Consider the following 18,876-nt stretch of genomic DNA (forward strand, 5'->3'; position numbering starts at 1 on the left):
TCCGGCTTCAAGTTCGTTTCTAGCGTAGATGTCATCAATAGCGTCTTGTGTGCCTTCTAAGCGCTGAGCGAGGCAGGAGCATTGATCTTGCGCTACGTCGAGCGATTGATGCTGCACGGTAGGCTGTCCCGGTTTCGATTTGGTCGTGCGACAACGAGATGAGGTGAATAGACGGATCAGACTTTTGGCGCTGAACCGTTAGGCTTCCAAGAAGCGAAGCCATCTCATCATTTGCATCAAACCCTCCCCTTAATGCACGTCGCCACGCTGACGCCAAGAGGTCAGCTAATTGGACACCAGGAAAGTCATGTGATCGGACGAACTTCGAATCGCGGAACACGGCCCCCAGGTTTACCGCTGACTCAATAGGTCGCCCAGCAGCTTCTTGAACGTAGCTTGGCACGTCCGCGGCGGCGTAGCGGAAATTCTTCTCGAAGTAAGAATAGTCAAACTCTTCAACGAAGATGCCAGGAGCCTCCAAAGATTTAGCTTGAATGAGCGGCGAGGCCATGTGAGACAGCGTCTGCTCAAAAAGGGGCCGGGCCGAGTTCTTTTCATCTATTCGCCACCTAAAACTCCCCAAAGTGGCCGGCAATCTTTGAGCATAGTAAAGCGTGGATGCTCGAAAGACCTGATCGAGTAGATCAACCTGTACAACCAACTGCGCATACAGCTGAGGGGAAAGCCGCTCAAGCCGTCCTGACAAATCATCTATCAAGGCCCTTCCCTCTTCATAGAGCATCTTGGGCCTATTTACGCGGACACGCTGGACTTGGTCTGCCTGATGGCGAACGATACTCTCGGTGTCCTCATGCCCTAGATCAATTCCTGAAACGAAGAGGATCGATTCGAACTCGCAAAGCTGAGCCAAGAAAACTTTAAATTCCGATTCCGGCACATCCTTCAGCTTGACTTCGTCACGATAGCCGCAGCCAAGACGCCGTTTGAGTGCCTTAAGTGCACCCTCGACCTGCTTTCGGCTTATTTCAGGCACCACGTAGGCAGCAACTACAGACCAGCTCCCAGCACTGGTCGAGGGAACAAAACTGCCTGACTCATCGACATAAATAAACATGTAAACGATCCCTGTTCAAAAGAGGCACGGCCGCTCCGACAATATCTAACTCTTGAACTTCTTTAGCCATGCTGTGGCCTTTGCCCGGTCTTCTGGCGTCATTTCTCCCAAAGCCAGTATTGCGTCAGCCGTATCGCTGTCTTGGGCGACTAAGTAGGCCATCGGCACCCCCAATGTTTCGGCCAGCTTCCCTAGCCCATCCAAGTCGATGCCACTGGTCTCGTTCTCGTAGCGATTGACCCGGCTGCTGGCCAACTTCTTATCGAGCCCCATCAGTACCCCCAAAGCCCGCTGGCTTGGGATGCCTTGCAGTTCCCGAGCCTGTTTCAGGCGGGCAGCAAAGAGAGCTCGGGGAGAAGCCTTCGGCACGTGAACGGATGTTGAAAAGTTGGCCGGACAGCATGACTTGCTCCTCCACTGCATGGCAGACTCTTCATGAAATGTAGCACCCTCCACCAACAGACGGGGATTTCATGAAGATCGCAAGGATTGCAGGCGCCGCCCTGCTCGCATTGACCGTGGCCGGCGTCGCTCAGGCCCAAGACGCACAAGACCAGAAGCCGGGCTTCTTTCGCCAGCTGGGCAAAGGCTTGGCAGACACTGGCAAGCAGATGGTGGGCATCAAGACGAACACCGCAAGCAAGGCTGGCGGTCAGGGGACCGGCTCGATCTACACGCCCGTCAGTGGCGCCGGGAAGCTGCCCAACCTCTTCAAGGGCGACAACCACCAGGCTGCCCAGGCGGGGCGCCTGGACTGGCCCCGAGTCGCGTTGACCTTTACCGAGTGGGGGGCATCCCTGCCCTGCTGGACGGCGGAGGCCCGCATCTGGACCAGCCCAACCGCATCGAGTGTCGAGACCTTCCGCACCTGTTTCGATGCTGCAGTGACGGAAACGGACGACATGGGTGAGACGGCGGAGCTCAACACGTCGGCGCTGTGGAAGGGCCGGGACACCCTGACCGGCATTCGCGTGCCGCCCAGCAGGCCCAACACGGGCGCGCAGCGGTCGACCGGCCCTAACCCACCAGCTCAGCCCTTCGTGGTCAACGTGAGCCGCCCTGGCGTCGCTGACCGTGCCGTGGACGTGTCGCTGCGCATCGCTTGGGTAGCCGGCTTCATCCAGACCGCCGACCTGCACCCGGGACCCAGCGGCCTGCTGACGCCCGTCAAGGACACACGGATGTGGATCGCGGGGTTCAAGCCCGACGGGAACCGCGACAAGTAAGGCCCCCCCGCTTCGCCAACCCTACTTCCGCCTTAGCAAAGGAACGACATGAAAAATGCACGAATTGCCTTGGTCGTCCTGACCTTGGCCCTGGGCCTCACCGCCTGCGGCGGCAAGCCTTCGTCTGACAACGCCAAGGAAGCCTTTGTCCGGCTGCTGAAAGACAGCGGTGCCGGCCAGGTGACCGACGTCCAGAACTTCGAACTAACCGGCTGCGTGGAAGCGGAAGGCGCGGACGGCTATCGCTGCGACACCCGTGGCCAGGCCGTGCTCAACATCGAGGGCCGGCAGGTGCCCATCCCCGTCAGTAAAAATCTTCGCTACGCAAAGGCAGACGGCACTTGGAGGGCCTACGCTAAATGAAGACCCAACCCGATTCGATTGTGGGAATGTCGGCAGGCGCCATCGGCGACTTCCGCGAAGACGGCGCCATGCGCGCTGCCCCCAAGAAGGTGACTACTCCGCACAACCGGTTCTTCTGGTGGTATTCGCTGTCCCTGCTCTTCCTGGGCCCGTTCGGCTTCATCGTTGGGCCACTCATGGCTCGACGGGGCCTGAGGAAGGCCGAGCGGCTCTACCCGCAGGAGGCCTACGCAGCGCGACGGCGCGACCACGGCTTCAGCTGGGGTCAGTGGTGGGTGATGACCCCGCTGACCGTGATGGGAGCTTTTTGGGTCTACTCGGTGATGAGTGGACTGCCCATGGTGCTGCTTGTGTTGTGGCTGCAGTTGACCAGCTGAAGGTCTCGCTCCTGCCTGACAGCACAGAACTCAAAACATGGAGGAGTCGCTTAATACGCCAGTCACCGAGAGGAATCAGCTCTGGAAACTGCGAGGCCCGCATCACTGCGGGCCTCTTCGTATTCGGTCGAGAAAACCGCCATGAAATCTTACGATCGCGGCCGCTCGCGATATCTCTTTTCAAATTGAGACCTTAGCTCTCCAACACCCGCACCAACGCACTTTTCGTCCTTGCAAGGCCTAATTAGAGGCAAACCACTGGAGAATGCCCATTCCAGGGGGTCTCCATCATAAGGAGGCAGCAAGATTGTCAGATTGCAGGACCCATCAGACTTGAGCTTGACTTGAATTCGATCCCAAGAACCATTTTGCCACGGCACCCCTTGTTCAAATTCCAACAACTCCAGCGCATCTGAAGGCCCACTTTTGCATCCATTGGGCTCGAGAACAATCACCTTAGATGCAGGCTTGGATCTCCCTCGCATAGACCAGACCCTGTCGTGAACGGAGTCGTTAGCCAACTGTCGGTTTATTTCGTAAGCCCCTTCCGCAATACACCATGCCGACAAACGAATCTCGCACCGTGAGGCAGGCGCAGCTGGCGCCTGGGTTGTAGGCGAAGCGGTTGCAAAACCGCTTCCAAGAAGTCCAACCATGCTTGCGATAAGTGACAATTTGTTCACTAACAACCTCCGTTCGCTGCGCTTACGCCTTTATCACAGGAGTTTACATTGGTCTTGGCATTGATGATCTCTCCGAGGCTCTGAGAATTTGCCGGCTGACCAGAGAGATCCTTCATCACATTAGCGGGACCTGCGACATTGGCCGGAAGCTTATTTCCGCTAGCGTCAACCCCGCCCGCATATTGATCTCCTGCGCCGCCGGCATGGCCAAGTTCGTGCGACATCGTTAAAGTTGTTGCCGCATCTGCTCCACCGGCACCAACGGTTACTTTCTTTCCGCCAATAGCGTTAGTTTCGGAACGTCCACTTTTAGTGACGTTAGCCGTATCAGGCACGACATTAACGACGTTGACGCCTCTGCCCCCTTTTGTTTGATAGACACCTTGCGCTGTCATCGTGACCTTGACGCCATTTACCATGGTCGTTCCAGAGAAATCTTGAGCGATCTGCGCATTGACAGAAGCAGCCGTAAAATTCGATGTTGGCACACCAGTCATCGTCCACGGAACTGTAAAGGTCACTTGATCGGGAGCTGACCAGAAAAGCCTACCGTCTCGCCCATCCGGGTCAGTGAACCGATACGGATTGTTGTTCGCATACCAGTAGCGATTGAAGTTAGCCGCCAAGACCGAGTCCGCAGCCACCGGATCCACGCTCAGGAACCGCCCAAGGTCCTGGTCGTAGTAGCGCTGCTGCATGTAGGTCAGTCCGGTCGCACCATCCATGGCATGACCGGTGTAGCCGATGCCATCGACCGTCTTTCCGATAGGGCTGCCGTAGGGCTGATAGTCGGTGCGCTCTACTATCTGCCCTGCGGTGTCCGTCACAGCTATAGGGCTGCCCAGCGCATCGGTGTGCTGGAACTTGATGGCCCCTGCGTTGCGCGTGGCGAGCAGGCTGCCGTTGAGGTAGAGGTATTCAACGCCCCCTTTGCCCGACGCTTCCGTGTAGAACAACTGACCCGCCTGGGTGTAGACCTGAGGCGTCAGTGTGGTTGGGCGACCCGCTACGGCGCGGCGACCGTAAGCATCGTAGGCGTAGCTTTCCTTACCACTGACATCTCGCAGACGGTTCCCATAGTCAAAGGTGTAGACCTGGCCGTTCTTGTTCTTCAGGTTTCCTTGCGGGTCATAGCTCAACCCGATCGTTGTTGCCCCGGAATTGTTGAAGACGCTGGTCAGACGGTTCTTGGCGTCATACCAATAGTTCTTCTCGTTCACCCCAGGCAGTTGAGCAGTGAGGATGTTATCCAACACATCGTATGTGTAGCGATTCCACGAGTCGCCGCCAAATCGGCCGGACCCGGCTTCGACTAGCCGATCAAGGCCGTCATAACCCATGTGGCGGTTGTAGCCGACGCCCCTCTGCTGATCATAGATTGTCGTAACGTTGCTATTGGCATCGTATTGATACTCGAACGAAGCAACGTTGCTGTCCCGCACTTGCTGAGGCATCTGGCGCGCGTTGAGCACCAGGGAATGACTCACACCATTGCCGTAGCTGAACTGGCGAGCAGCCCCATTGGGGTAGTAGCTAATCCCAGACGCGTAATAGGCTCCCGTATGGTCGCGGACCGCTGTCGGCTGCCCTAAGGCATTCGGCGCATAGCTGACATCTAACCCAGTCGGATACCTCTGACTTGCGAGGGCTCCGTTCGCATCGTATCCATACCCGATTGTCCAATTAAACCAACCGGCCTGGCTCGAAGACTCGGAGGTCAGTTTCCGACGCTTGTTGTAGTTGTAAACGTTGATGAACGATGAGCCACCCCCGTCGTTTAGCGTCGTCACTTGGGCGGGCAGGCCGTCCGGAGTGTAGGACCAGTCCTGGTTGCCATTCTTGTCAGGGAACCGCAGGGTCTTCAGACGACTGCGGCTGTCGTAGGTGCGCACCACCTGACGGCCACTGGCAGCAGCGGCATCCAGGTCACAACTGGTCGTGCTGGGCAGGTCCAAACCGCCGGCTGACCAGCTCAAATTCCCGGCAGCGTCGTAGGCCATGACCGTAGAACCGCTTTCGGGTTCGATGACCTTGCAGAGCTGTTGGTTGGCGTCGTAAACATAGCTACGGACCGCCCTGGCCGGACCCTGAGGAGCCCTTACCGTAAGGGCGACTTGGCCAGACTCGGCAGTCAGCCCGTTCACGTCACGCGCTACAGCTTTGAAACGGTAGCTACCTACCGCCAGATTGTTCAAAGTGACCTGATACGGTGCGGAGCCAACGGTTCCCACCAAAGCATCGTTGGAATAAAACGAAACACTGGCCAGACCACCTTCCGGATCACTGGCGTTGGCTCGAAGGGTAACCGTGCCCGGCGCGTAGAGAACTTTTCCGTTAGCAGGCTCGGTAAGCGAAACGCTCGGCGGCTGGTTGACAGCCTGCACGGCAACGACCTGGTTGGGACTCGCTTCGCCAAACCAAGTCACGCCTTCCTGTAGGAGCTTCCACTGAAAATTGAGGGCGCCAGAAATTTGCGGAACCACTGCGAACGGAATCCTGACAGACTGGCCCGGCGCCACATCGTTGGGCAGCTCCACGCGGCCCGCCCCCCATCGGCCATTGTCCAGCGGGTTCGCAGAGCCCAAGCGATAGGTGGACGATCTACGCCAAGTAACGTTACCGGTGTTACGAAAGGTCATCTCGACAGGGTAGGACTGCCCTACCGTCATCGTTGCCGGGACCGACTGGCTGACAAATGCCGAACTACGATCGATAGCAGGAACCCGTAGGCTTCCAGAACCCGCGATCGTGTCGTGGGCCGCTCCTACTGGCGAAATGCCATGGATGAAAATTACCTTCCCGCCGTTTTGGAGAATGAAGTTCTCATCGATGGGAAACGAGAAACGGTAGTTTGCCGCTGATGTTCCGCAAGCAGCGGCCACCCCAGCTTCGCTAGGAAGATTCGCTGTTTTGGCACCAATAAAGTTTCCCGTTCCACCCGGGCCGTCGAGATAAAAATGCACATCGACTGGTTGAGACAGGTTCGTTGAACATGCCCAACCGGATATCACCGCAGTGCTAATCCCATCAATGCCTCCCTTGATGACGGACGGAAGAACATTGATGTAAACCGGGTAGCCCAGCCCACCGAACCAAGCAACGCCATCCCGAACCATTCGCCACTGAAATAGCGTGCTCCCAGCCGTCAGCGGGGCACGGACCGTAAAATTAAAGGTCGTGCTAGCACCTGACATGACACTTGATGCCAGGGCAACTCGCCCTGTTCCCCACGTCGAATTATCGGTCGGACCTTGGCTGCCAAGACGATAGAGCTCCTGAGCAGTCCACGTCTTCCAGCCAGTGTTCTGAAAAGTAACGCTTGCCGGATACGACTGTCCAACGACCATCGTGGTCGGCACCGACCCACCAATGTATTTGGAGTCGTTTTCTTTCGGCTCTACTGGGGTAGGGCATTCATTGGCTGAGCCAGCCGTTGAGCCATCAGGACACTGGCGTGCAGCCTGTGCAATGCCGGGAAGCCCGAGCACTAAGAGCAAAGCGAAGGTGCGCCACACCACTCGAAGTGGCTTGGATGAAACAACAAAATCCATTTTGCCGCTCTCCAACGCTTGATTCGCTACTTTTGGGAACCCGCTCATTGCGCGCCCCGCTCGATCCTGAGTGCCTTACCGAAGATATCGCGGGTAATGTCGGTTCTACTGGACTCTGGGAGCAGCACCCACACCGGAGCGTCATAGACGGGTTGATCGAACATCTGATAGCCCGTTCGGGTCTGGGCACCGCGCGGGTTAGTCACCATAGTCTGGGAGCCAGGCAGATACTGCGTGATCGTGGTCAGCAGTCCCTGCTCGCTGTCCTGAGATACCGCAGTAGGCCGACCCACCACATCAAACTCTGTCCAGACTCCGGTGTTAGCGGTCTCGTTGCCACTCGGATAGGAAGCAAAGACGGCCCGTCCTTCGTGGTCGTAGACGAAGCGCTTGACTCGCAGGGTTCCCGCTACGTTGGCGGCGTCGTATTCCCGGATCAACAGCGGCTGCCACAGGGCGTCAAAGTAGGTAATTTTTTGTGCGTTCCCGGTGGTCACGATCTGCCGCCAATGGCCGGCTCCGATGCCGTATTCGTCGCTCCCGACCTTCTCAAAGGTCTGTGAACTGGAATTCCAAGACACGCTATCGCCTGACGGGTAGGCCGTCGAAATCAGGCGTCCCATCACGTCGTATGCATACGCATAACCAAAGTTGTTTTCATCTGCGGTGTTGCGCACCCATCCATTGTCGTCAACATAAGCTGCCTTGGCGGTTCCATCCGCATAACTCACCGATTGCGGGATACCACGCTTCCAGTTCGACAATGTTGTTGCATTCCCTAGTCCATCCTTGACTTGAGAAAGAGTGCCATCAGGATTGTAGGTGTAGGTTGCAACCAGCTTCCCATTGCGCCGTTCCGTCTGGGGCAACGCATTGCTGCCATAGTCAACCTGAGAGGTGGCGATGCCCGTATTGATGTTGCGAGCAATGGCGGTTTGCCCCAAGACCCAAGCGCCGCGTTCGTCGTAATACGTGGTCTCGTCAGTGCGGCTGTGCCAGGGACTGAAGCGTTCGATCCGCAACGGACGGGCGAACTCATCGAAACACGGCTGCCCATTGCAGTCCGCAATCCGCCAAACGAACTGGTCGCCCTTGTCGATAGTGATCACCTGACGCACGGGCCGCTGCCTGGCCGCCACCGTGTTATCGCCATAGTTGCCACCCGGATACATCGTCCGTGCCGCATAAGGAGCCGCATCAAATGCAGCGTAATCGGTCATCCGCGTGCGAACGGCTGTAGAACCATTCCAACCGAAGTCCTGCTGGAGTAATAAGCCTTCGTTGGACCAATAACGATTCCCAAACCGATAACGTGTGCTCTGCCCCGCAGGGTCCTTAACTGTGATGTCTCGAGTGATGGGGGAGCCGGCATTGCACTCGACGTATTTGGCAGGGTCGCTGGGGCTTGGGTTGGGGCTTGGCTGCCAGCAGTTGTTTGGTGTGCCGTAGTCATACGTCCAGGTGAGGCCCTGCGACGGCAACCCGGGGCCGGTGATGCGTCGGCTGGTCACTGCCATGACATAGAACTGGTAGGGGATGTCCGAGTAGGCCTCTTCTCTCCTGCAAACCCTGGGCACCCACGACCGTCCCATCAGCATGGAATTGATCGTGTAATCGCTGCGTGCACCGGTGGGAGCAGTAATGCTTCCCACTCTAGTGCCACCCGACCAAGGGCGTATGTTGTCGCAGCCAGGCGGCTGGCCGTAAGTTACGCGCGCACGAGACAATTCGAGCAAATTAAGTGTCCAACTGCTTCCGTCTGGCAAGGTCACCGTATCTACCGTCGCACCGTATCCATATGACCACGAGCGTCCACCGGTGGTTATCGAGGTAATAACGGTGCCATCTCCCCCGGCATAGGAAAGGTCTATGCGGCGTCCATCGCTAGCGACAATGCTCAACAGTTGCCAGGGTGCCCCTGGATTCCAGTTGTAGACCACCGTGTTGCCGAAGCGGTCGGTCACTCGCGTGGGATAGATCAACACCTCCTTGCGAACCAGGATGTAGTTGTTGGCCACCATCGGAACGATGTTGCCAACGCTCGCAGTGCTCATTGCAGCACCTGCAGAAATGGACTGTGGGCCAGGGGAAGACTTTGCCAGCGCTGGATAGGAGCGCGTGACCATGTGATTGAATGCATACACACTGCCTTGTGTATCAACCAACTCAAATCCTTCACCACGAACGCCCGATTCGCTGGCCCCGTCCAATGCTGCTAGACAACGGACAGCAGAGCCATCCTTCAAAACAATGGGGTAACGGCGCCCGTCGTTTGGAAGAAGTGCTTGAGCAGAGGCTCGCAGTAGTTCCTGATCGCCGCTTCCAGGGCGATAGAGAAAGTTGCCGCGCCAGAACTCGGACGACTCAAAGATCCCACCTTGGTTTTGGGCAGCGGGGGGCACGCTGTAGCTGCTGCACCGGTTGTAAGCGGTGTCTCTGGTCCCGTTTATTGCCCAGCCGTCTGGCGCGGTGTTGCCGCCTGGAAAGGCGAAGACTCCGTGCATGTTGGGAATATCCAAGTCCCAGAGGTTGAAGTGCCCCCTGCTCGGACTACCCACCGCGAACCGACGCCCTACCCGGACTTGCAGAGCATTGTTCCCCTTTAAGTCGACGTCGGTCTGGGTGATTTCCATCGAGCCCGTATAGAGGTTGATGTTGTCTCCGAAGAGCTTGTCACCTGGACTTGCGACCACAGCCCCGGACTGAATCAGCTTGCCGTAGTCGTCGTAGACGCTCTCGGCCGATCCTGCTGTGGGCAAGATCCCTGCCAACGCAGCCAGCCCCAGTCCAATCGCGCGCGTCCGGCGCGAGGTCGTGCCCGATTCCATAGCATTTTCCAAGTTGATGACTGACCGAGATCCGGGTAGACCTCATCGCTCCCACGAACTCGCGCTCATGCAAAGGCGAGGCATGACAACGCATGCCCAGCCAAACCATTGGCAGGTGTTCGTGTTCAAAGAATCCGGAGGGTGCGCGAAGCGCGACCGCGAGGTCATTCCCCAATACCCCCAGCTGAACTAAGGTTGCGCGACGCCAATTCGATGTCAACTACCCGCCATTGCTTGCTTGCGTCTGCAGGAGCCGGGAGACAGCAATACAAGCTCTTGACGTTATGAGGAATAGCTCACGAAAGATGGCGCTAAGAGCAGTAGCCCTACGCTGGATTCAGAAAATTCTGACGCTGTTTTCAGCGGTTATCTGACGCGAGATGGCGATGCTTATAGACATGTTTACGATACGCCGCACTTGCCGCTTTTCTTGTTGCGCAGTTCGGCCAGCAAACCTCGGCTCAGGGCGTTTGGTCACACCTTCAGAAATTAAGGATTGACGCTAGAGCTCGTTTGTTAGATACAAATGATGACCGCGCGCCACCCACCGTGGCGACAGGGGCGCGGCGTAACCCCACCACTCGCCCAGCTGGGCTGCCATCAGCTGTCTGCTTCAACTCCGTCAACTCGCGCTTCCCTCAACAGGCAACGGCCTTTTCCGGTGTTTGGAGGGTTCGTGCGTCCCCCAGAAACACAAGGAGATGTGCTGCTATGCGATTCCGATTCTTCATCACCGCCTTGCTGCTCACCACGTTCAGTGCGGGTGCCCAAGCCCAGGTGGTCACGCTCAACAAGGGTGGCTACACCTTGCGCTACGACTGCACGAACCGCACCGCGCTGCGTTACGAATACGTGCTGCAGGCGGACAACGGCTCGGCGGCTCGCCCGTCGAGCTTCAACCTGGATACAGAGCTGCCCAGCGGCTGCGCCGGCCAGACATCCAGCGCCTCCTATGCCAGCGTGCGTTCGGGATATGACCGCGGGCACTTGGTCACGTCCAACCACATGGACTACAACGCCACCTACATCCGCCGCGCCAACCTGATGTCCAACATCGTTCCTCAGGTCGCCAGCTTCAACCAAGGCATATGGGTGCGGGCGGAAGAAGTCGCCGAGTGTTACCGCGATATCGCCAGCGTCCAGGTCTATGGCGGCGTCATCTACAGCGACACCACCAACGATTACTTCCTGACAAGCCATGGCATTCGAACCCCGGATTTCTTCTGGAAGACCATCATCACGGCCAACCCCAGCGGCGGCTCGCGGGCCATCAGCTGGCTGATTCCGAACAGTGCCACGCTCGGGTCGCTGGACAGCTACATCGTCAGCATCAACGAGCTAGAAGACACGTTTGGTGCAAGCACGATTGGCATCTCAGCACCGGCCAACGTCAAGGCGATGTTGCCAACTACTACTTGGCCGCAGCCCAGCGGTTGTGACTTGAGCTGATTGCTCAAGCTGCCAAGTTCTACAGGAGCCAGTGAGTAAAGCAACTGGGTGGCGTTGATTCTCGCCACATGCTGAGCTTAATCAAGTACCCGGGGCCTCATAGGCGAGGCCCCAGTCTCCACGGATTTGATCAAGAACTCTGAGCACTCTTTAAAAAACTGACAATGAATGCCCTAGCGTTCGCTTAGATTAGCCAGCCGCTTGAGTTCGCTCATGGCAGCTAGGGCAGCGCCGCTAGCGACTTGCAACCAAAGGCGCCTTGAGGCTAACGTTGCTTATCCATAGGGGGATGAGCAATGGAACGCTCGCATTATTTTGTTGATCGCAGCCTATACGGCGATGAAGTGGTAGCTCGAGCAGCTCACCGCTACACGGGCATTTACGACGTAGAAATGCGGGTGGAGGGCGACTCACTCATGGTCGCTTTTTCGAGCAAAGACGACGCCGCTGTTGCACCTGGACTTCATGCTCAGTTTTCTCGTGATCTACTCGATGAGCGTTTGCGCGCGCTGGTCCGCACCGAAACGCAGGGCTTGCAGCAGGAACTAGTCCGTGTCGCATTGAACCAAGCCCAACCGCTGACGCGTTCTAATGTCGAGGTTTAAGCCCAGGCAGGCCTTTGGCCACGCATCCTCATACAAGTTGCTACCACTTCGGTTTCGGCGCCTGCCGTGGGATGAGACCCGCGCGTTCGTGTCATCTATGGCCGGCGACTGGCTCCTCATGGACATGGCCGACCTTCAGCGGTTTGTCTCCCATGAGCTCTCTGCAGACTCTCCTTTGCTCGCAGATCTACAGGCTAGGCACTTGGCGATCGTGGAGACCGACCGCAGCAGCCTATCGCCGCTCCTGAGTCAGATCCGCACCCGGAAGTCCTACATGGTGGGTGGGCCAGCACTTCATATTTTCGTTGTGTCTTTGCGGTGCCACCACACCTGCAGCTATTGCCAAGTGTCCCGCCAAGCAACAACTGCCACCGCCTTTGATATGACTGGCTCGCATGCGGAGCAAGCGGTCGAGCGGCTCTTCGAATGGCCCAGCCAAGAACTCACTATTGAATTCCAAGGTGGGGAGCCCCTGCTCAACTTTGAGCAAGTCATTGGCATCACGAAGCTCATCGTCAAGCGCAACGTTTACGAACGGAGAGACCTACGATTTGTCTTGGCTTCGACTCTTCATGACCTCACCGAAAGCCAACTGGCATTTCTGGCAGAGCACCGCTTTAAGTTATCCACCTCTTTAGACGGTCCAGAGTGGCTCCACAACGCGAATCGCCCGCGACCTGGCCGCGACAGCTATCGTCGCACCCTAAACGGCATCGACCTGGGGCGGCGCTGGCTTGGGGAGGATGGGGTTTCGGCTCTGACAACATTGACCAAGCTGAGCTTGGAAGTCCCAGAAGCGATCATCGATGAGTATCGGAAGGTAGGACTTCACTCCATCTCGTTGAGGCCTCTTAGCCCCTACGGATTCGCGAATCGGACGGCTCGCCGAACCGGCTACTCAACGGAAGACTACCTGGCCTTCTACATACGAGCCTTTGGCCACTTGATAGCGGTCAACCGCTCCGGTTATGCATTAGAAGAGTCGTATGCATCGCTGCTGCTCTCGCAGCTCTTCACTTCGTTTGGTCATGGCTATGTCGATCTCAGGTCGCCATCTGGTGCAGGCCTTGGGGCCGTCATCTATGACCACGACGGGCGGGTCTACCCTTCTGACGAGGCAAGAATGCTCGCAGCAATGGGAGATGACCAGTTCGCGCTTGGAGACGTTTCACAACCGGTGACCGATTGGCTTTCTTCTCCAGTCATGGCGCGACTCTTGGAAGCTGGCGTAGCTGAGGCATTGCCCACCTGCTCCGATTGCGCATTCGTGCCGCTGTGCGGCGCGGACCCGATTGAGCACTACGCACGTCAGGGAGACACCGTCGGACATCGCCCGACTAGCGACTTTTGCAAGAGGAACATGGGCTTGTTCGATCTCTTGTTGGAGCGCTACGAGGCGTCTGACCGGTGGACCCAAGGCCTGATGCGATCCTGGGCGGCTCCCAAGGCAACGGAGGAAGTTTCCAATGTTGCCGCTTGAGACCAAAGCACTGCTTGCGCCATCCACCCGCGCATCCTTACTGAAAGTCGTTGGCTTGGCAGATTTTTCGCAATCCCCACTGCCGTTAGAGCGGATGGCTTTGGATATAAGGGGCTTGGACCTGCATCGGCTGAGCGAATCACTGTTAGGACTGCCCTGGGGCGCTGTCCTTGCACCTGAAGAAGCGGTGTGGTTCGACGCTCTCCCTATCGTTCGTTTCAAGGGATCGCCGGACCTCTGTAAACCAGGCGACGTCATTGAACTCAATCCACTTCAAAGCAAGGTTGCCATTCGCTACCGGCGGGGCGACACAGGAAACGTGCTGTTCGCCACCGAGCGTTGCAACAGCTACTGCCTGATGTGCTCGCAGCCACCGCGTGAGGTAGAAGACGCTTGGCGTGTCCAACATCTGCTGGACTTGATTGACCTAATCGACCCGAACGAGCCCTCTCTCGCTATCAGTGGAGGCGAACCCACGTTGCTGGGAGATGGCTTGGTCCAGGTCACCCAGAAGTGTGCGGATGCGCTGCCGAATACCCACATCCACGTCCTCTCGAATGGACGGCTTCGCGACCCAGCGCTGCCTGCAAAGTTCGCGGGTATCCACCCCAATCTAAGTTGGGGTGTCCCGCTCTATGGCGATCACCACGCCCTGCATGACTATGTCGTTCAGAGCGAAGGCGCCTTCGCCGAAACCTTGCGGGGCTTGTATGCCCTAGAGGCCGCTGGCCAGAGAGTTGAGATCCGCGTCGTGCTGGTGAAGCCAAGCTTCGAGCGACTGGCACAGCTCGCTCGCTACATCTGGCGCAATCTTCCCTTCGTGGAGCACGTGGCGCTGATGGGCATTGAGCCAATCGGATTTGCGAAGGCGCATCAGCAGGAACTATGGGCAGACCCAGCCGATTACGCAGCAGAGCTTGGGGAAGCGGTTGAGACGCTCGCAGAGGGAGGAATTGCCGTTTCACTCTACAACTTGCCGCTTTGCACCCTGGATCGCTCTCTTTGGCCGTATGCAGTTCAGAGCATCTCGACTTGGAAGAACGACTACCTTCCCGCATGTAACGCTTGCTCAGTTCGAGAGCGTTGCGGCGGGTTCTTTTCGTGGGTCACTCCGGCGTGGACCAGTCGCGCCGTATCACCAATATTGGAAGCCTAGACATGTCCAACGCCTTGATGATTATCGGCTCTGCCACTTTTGGCAGCTTGGCCACTGAGCCGCCCAAGGGACAGTCTGATCTCATGATGCTTTCTGAGATGGACGGGAAATACGCCACAGTCCTGAGCACCTCCTTGAACGCCGGACGGCACAACCTCTACGCTGGGCACCGAAGTCACAGCTCCCACCGTTCGCATAGCTCGCATCGGTCACACTCTTCCGGCTCAGGAAGTTCCTATAGATCCTACTCATCCCCACCGGCGACGACCTACACGCCGCCAGCGAGCACCTACGCTCCGTCGTCAACGTCAAAGAGCACCGGCAGCACCTCGGGCGCGTCGTATGGCCAAAGCTTGCAGCCGACTGGCCCATCAACGACTTCAGCAAACCAGAGCATTTCGCAATCGCTCTCGTCGACCTCGACCACCAAGCTTGCCTTGGAGGGTCGGGATGCGGACGCCCTGAAGCTACTCATCATGCGCGTCCAGGCTGCCCTTTACTCGAAGGGCTACGACCCCGGTGCCATTGATGGGACCCTGACGCCTGAGACGAAGTTAGCCCTTCGGCTGTTCCAGCGAGCCTATGGACTCAAGGCGACCGGCACCATGACCACACCGACGCTCGATGCATTAGGAGTTCGGCTATAAATCGCCCCCACTTTTTGATTTCGGCGTCCGCCACGATCCCAAGTTTTGAACCGCAGCGCCCAAACGCAGTTCAGCAAGCGCTTTCCGGCCCGTCGAATGGTGTTGCCCAGCCGCTCCACTTCGAACGTCACGACGCAGAAGCGTAAACGACTGCCGTTCCGCTCTCGCTGGCCTTTTTTACATACCAGAACACCCGCCGGCGAGCTCTGGTGACGCCAACATACGCCAATCGGAGCGCTTCATCGGCGCTGGCGTCGTCATAGGTGTAGCCTGAATACATGCCACTTGCAGCGTAAAACATGTTTCGGATGGGGTAGGAATCTCCTGGAGCGCAGTCGCCCACCATGATGGCAACGTCTGCCTCCAGGCCCTTTGCTTGGTGGTAGGTGCAGACCCTCATGCCTGGGTAGCGGCTTTGCGGAAATGCGCCATTGAGCCTATCGCGCATGTCACCGCTGCGCGTCATGACGATCACCTTTTCCGTTGACTTTAGCTTCATCGCCAAGGCCGACTTGTAAACAGAGCTAATCTCAGGGAACAGGAACTTAACTTCCTCTTCTCTTGACATAATTCCCTCCTTGGTCCCGTATTGCTTCAACAGCACACCATGGTCACCAGACAGTTGAGCCACCTGAGGTTTGCAGCTCTTCACAACCTTGACGCTTACCCGATCAATGAGACGCTGCGCATCCATCACAACCGCAGGAACAGAGCGGAAATTGGCCGTTAGAACGAGCTCAGCTGGCGGTCCAAGCGCTGCGTGTATTGGAAAGTAGGTTGCGAACTTGATGAAGAGCTGCGGCGCGCTGCCCCGCCAACCGTAAATGGATTGCCAGTCGTCACCGATGGCCATGATGCTGACCGGTTTGCTCTGGTTGTCCGAAAGCAGCCGTCTTTGCATCGCTTTCAACCAGTTCGCGATCTGCGGAGAGATGTCTTGGAATTCGTCGACCAATAGGTGGCGCAGGCTACCTAACCTTAAAGAATCAAATCGCACGATGTCTGCCACGCCTGTCAGGGTCAGAAACGCCTGATTGAAGGTATGTAGCTTTTGTCGTTCCATCTCCTTGCGCAGATGCGGCCAGAAAAGACAAAGTGCCGACAGAAAGTGAATGTTGACGTCAATAACCTGTGGTGCCGGTAAGCGGTCAATCATCTGAGTTACTTCCTTGCCCAAGGTCTCTATAAACTCACCTTGAGAAAAGAGTGCTTCGTAGATCAATGCCTCCTTCATCTCCCCGTCTAGCTTCACTGGAAAGACCGGGGCATCAACAGGCAAGCAATCATCGTAGGACTTACCAATAAACTCTTGACGCAGCAAGAATTTCTTCAGATCAGATTCCGACTGTATGAAAATATATGGACGCTCAGCATACCTCGACAGAATCGTCCTCTTCTCCCATTGGGCTTGGCCTAAGGTGAAGTCGGAAACCCCTTTGGCGACCACGGGCAGCTCTCGCTCGCGCTCATCGGAGAACGGTGGAAATCCCAGGACAACCAGTGTACCGGTAGCCTTCTCGACACCGCTTGCATACAGTTTGTGTGTGCCGAGAGAAGCTGGAATTTCAACGGGCCCAGCCTCGATGCCATCAAACGGCCAGCCATGGCTTTCCCAAAGGCGCTCGAGCATCGTCCTAACGACATCATCACGTTTCGCAGCATAGTAGATTCGCCCTTGCTTGAGACCCTCTCCCGACCTATCGGGGCTCACAACGGCAAGCTGCGATCGTAGGATTGCTAAAGTGCTGGAGCGAAAATCTTGGCTCTGGCTAAACAAGGAGCCATAGGCCTCTCTTAGCACAGCTGCTTGCGCATCATTGAGTTGAGAGCCGGTCATGGGGTTGTCTACATCCGCCTCCCCAGCCTCCGACGTCGGGTCCGTCTCCTCACCAAGAAACGTGAATAACTTTCGACCTGGCAACGACGTCTTGGCGAGACCGCAGAGGACTGAATGGAACGTCCTCACACGACGATCTGCCCACTCCTCTGAAATCTCAGAACCTCGCCAGAATCCGAGCACCTTCCTCAGCGACTGCCGCAGATCTTGGCAGGACGCTCGGGTGAAGGAGATGACGGTGATCTCCTCATCCCGCACCCTCAGGTGCTCCAGCATGAAGACCACGCGCAACACTAGGGTTGTGGACTTCCCTGAACCTGCGCCGGCGGATATGCACGTAGCAGGATGATCAGAAAGAATCATCTGCCACTGCTCATCCGTGGGCGGTCGAACGATGTCCGCTGCCACTGCAGCTGCAACTTGGCTGCGCATCATGGCCTCGACTGTCGCTACTGCAAATCGAGCGGGTCCGTAGATCCCAGGATCCAAGGCCTTAGGCGGTTTCGCTGGAGCTTCCTCCACCTTGTATACGAGCTCCCCCTCCCTTAGCCCCTTCGAGAATCCGTCCTCTCGCCCGTCAGCAAAGCCTCTCCTACGACCTTCCTGGAACGCATGATCAGTGACATCCTGAATATGATCTCGTATCAGCAATGCCATGAACTTTACTGCAGTTGACTGTAACCATTCCCAGCTTTTAGCTATTGCAGACGACATCGACCAGAGAACTCCCGAACTTTTGGCCGAGCGTAGCAAATCAAGAATGCGAACCCAATGCCGACAAAATATTGACGCAAGATTGCAAACGAAATGCCCCAGCAGGCGTTGCGGAGTTCGCTTAACGCGGCTGTCAGCAGCCTCAGATGATGCCCCACACTAATTTATCAGAACATTCGCCGATCACAGAGGTCTGTGACAGACTCCAGCTACCGGGCTTTTCCGGCATTGAAAGGAAGCAAACGTGTCCGAAATGAATGCAGACATGGCAGGAGATATCCGCGATGCAGCGCGGTCAAGCGGAAGCATCGTCGAGCTTCGGAAGCACGTGGACGGAGAGATCAAGAATCACGCAAAGCTTGGGCTGAGTGGCTTCGACATGTTTCACTCTCCCGTATATGGAGAGGTCCTTTATACGGCCCTGATTATCCAGCTGAAAGAAGATGGTTTTGGCGTGGAGACCAAGAGCTCAAGCGTCAGCCGGGTCACTTGGTAACTTCCGCTCTTATGTCTGAAAAGAGCCCTGTCTTGACGGGGCTCTTTTCACGTCGATCCTCGCCGAACATGAGCAACTGCTGCGATGCTGATCCCTGCTCGGTTTAGCGGAAGGATCCACTCGTTTTTCCCCACACTATCTTTTGAGCCTTTTGAAACGCGGAGCCCAATGGCGGCGTCCGCCGACGCCACTGCCCGAGCGTGTCCAGATGGACGCCCAGGAATCGAGCCGCTGCCCTGCTGCTTACGGATGGCGTCAGACCGACCTTGGCCCGTTCCAGTTCGCTGTCCAATGCAGCATCGGCCAGCGCGCGGTATTCCTCCTCGCTGCGGAATGTATCAAGTGACACACTCATTACCGCATCTCCCAACCAACCCTAATCCGACTCC

At 57.0% G+C, this 18,876-nt stretch carries 15 protein-coding genes; 9 read left to right on the forward strand and 6 right to left on the reverse strand.

Translation table 11 applies throughout. The features are described 5' to 3' along the window. Positions 1 to 34: 34 nt before the first annotated feature. Together AC1PLU_RS13835 and AC1PLU_RS13840 are read right to left on the reverse strand one after the other, a co-directional pair. Positions 35 to 1,075: a DUF3800 domain-containing protein gene (locus AC1PLU_RS13835; protein ID WP_481106533.1), complete on the reverse strand. Its 1,041-nt coding sequence runs from the start codon at positions 1,073 to 1,075 to the stop codon at positions 35 to 37. 45 nt (positions 1,076 to 1,120) lie between these two features. Next, positions 1,121 to 1,444 (reverse strand): helix-turn-helix domain-containing protein, encoded by a 324-nt coding sequence (locus AC1PLU_RS13840; protein WP_481106534.1) that lies wholly within the window; start codon positions 1,442 to 1,444, stop codon positions 1,121 to 1,123. Positions 1,445 to 1,548: 104 nt separating this feature from the next. Between AC1PLU_RS13840 and AC1PLU_RS13845 the strand changes: the two genes are divergently transcribed. Genes AC1PLU_RS13845 through AC1PLU_RS13855 form a run of 3 tightly spaced genes read left to right on the forward strand, consistent with a single transcriptional unit; the run spans position 1,549 to position 3,041 of the window. Continuing rightward, entirely contained in the window at positions 1,549 to 2,301 is a 753-nt protein-coding gene (locus AC1PLU_RS13845) for a hypothetical protein (protein WP_481106535.1), read from the forward strand. A gap of 48 nt (positions 2,302 to 2,349) precedes the next feature. Beyond that, the gene (locus AC1PLU_RS13850) at positions 2,350 to 2,664 is read left to right on the forward strand and encodes a hypothetical protein (protein WP_481106536.1); all 315 of its coding nucleotides are present in this window, start codon (positions 2,350 to 2,352) and stop codon (positions 2,662 to 2,664) included. Beyond that, positions 2,661 to 3,041: a hypothetical protein gene (locus AC1PLU_RS13855; RefSeq protein ID WP_481106537.1), complete on the forward strand. Its 381-nt coding sequence runs from the start codon at positions 2,661 to 2,663 to the stop codon at positions 3,039 to 3,041. Before AC1PLU_RS13850 ends, AC1PLU_RS13855 begins: the two co-directional genes overlap by 4 nt. 682 nt (positions 3,042 to 3,723) lie before the next feature. Here AC1PLU_RS13855 and AC1PLU_RS13860 read toward each other — a convergent pair. Further along, complete coding sequence (locus AC1PLU_RS13860; protein WP_481106538.1) at positions 3,724 to 7,275, reverse strand: RHS repeat domain-containing protein; 3,552 nt, start codon at positions 7,273 to 7,275, stop codon at positions 3,724 to 3,726. Positions 7,276 to 7,319: 44 nt separating this feature from the next. Beyond that, on the reverse strand, positions 7,320 to 10,115 hold the full coding sequence (locus tag AC1PLU_RS13865) for an RHS repeat domain-containing protein (protein WP_481106539.1): 2,796 nt from the start codon (positions 10,113 to 10,115) through the stop codon (positions 7,320 to 7,322). A gap of 699 nt (positions 10,116 to 10,814) precedes the next feature. Here AC1PLU_RS13865 and AC1PLU_RS13870 point away from each other — a divergent pair. The 5 genes from AC1PLU_RS13870 (at position 10,815) to hxsA (ending at position 15,440) form a co-directional block, all read left to right on the forward strand. Further along, on the forward strand, positions 10,815 to 11,552 hold the full coding sequence (locus AC1PLU_RS13870) for a DNA/RNA non-specific endonuclease (protein WP_481106540.1): 738 nt from the start codon (positions 10,815 to 10,817) through the stop codon (positions 11,550 to 11,552). 296 nt (positions 11,553 to 11,848) lie between these two features. Further along, positions 11,849 to 12,157: a hypothetical protein gene (locus AC1PLU_RS13875; protein ID WP_074057942.1), complete on the forward strand. Its 309-nt coding sequence runs from the start codon at positions 11,849 to 11,851 to the stop codon at positions 12,155 to 12,157. A gap of 97 nt (positions 12,158 to 12,254) precedes the next feature. Beyond that, a complete protein-coding gene (gene hxsB, locus AC1PLU_RS13880) occupies positions 12,255 to 13,637 on the forward strand; it encodes a His-Xaa-Ser system radical SAM maturase HxsB (RefSeq protein ID WP_481108524.1) in 1,383 nt (460 codons plus the stop codon). Then, complete coding sequence (gene hxsC / locus AC1PLU_RS13885) at positions 13,624 to 14,793, forward strand: His-Xaa-Ser system radical SAM maturase HxsC (protein ID WP_481106541.1); 1,170 nt, start codon at positions 13,624 to 13,626, stop codon at positions 14,791 to 14,793. Before hxsB ends, hxsC begins: the two co-directional genes overlap by 14 nt. A 98-nt stretch (positions 14,794 to 14,891) precedes the next feature. Next, a complete protein-coding gene (gene hxsA / locus AC1PLU_RS13890; RefSeq protein WP_481108525.1) occupies positions 14,892 to 15,440 on the forward strand; it encodes a His-Xaa-Ser repeat protein HxsA in 549 nt (182 codons plus the stop codon). A gap of 127 nt (positions 15,441 to 15,567) precedes the next feature. On the opposite strand, the gene AC1PLU_RS13895 is transcribed toward hxsA, so the two are convergent. Then, positions 15,568 to 17,709, reverse strand: a complete 2,142-nt coding sequence (locus AC1PLU_RS13895; protein ID WP_481106542.1) for a UvrD-helicase domain-containing protein — start codon at positions 17,707 to 17,709, stop codon at positions 15,568 to 15,570. A 526-nt stretch (positions 17,710 to 18,235) separates the two neighbouring features. Between AC1PLU_RS13895 and AC1PLU_RS13900 the strand changes: the two genes are divergently transcribed. Beyond that, positions 18,236 to 18,487 (forward strand): hypothetical protein, encoded by a 252-nt coding sequence (locus AC1PLU_RS13900; RefSeq protein ID WP_481106543.1) that lies wholly within the window; start codon positions 18,236 to 18,238, stop codon positions 18,485 to 18,487. 103 nt (positions 18,488 to 18,590) lie between these two features. Here the strand turns inward: AC1PLU_RS13900 and AC1PLU_RS13905 are convergent, their stop codons facing one another. Next, positions 18,591 to 18,842: a hypothetical protein gene (locus tag AC1PLU_RS13905; protein WP_481106544.1), complete on the reverse strand. Its 252-nt coding sequence runs from the start codon at positions 18,840 to 18,842 to the stop codon at positions 18,591 to 18,593. Between the last annotated feature and the right edge of the window lie 34 nt (positions 18,843 to 18,876).

It is taken from the genome of Xanthomonas sp. NCPPB 2933 (genome assembly GCF_056725225.1).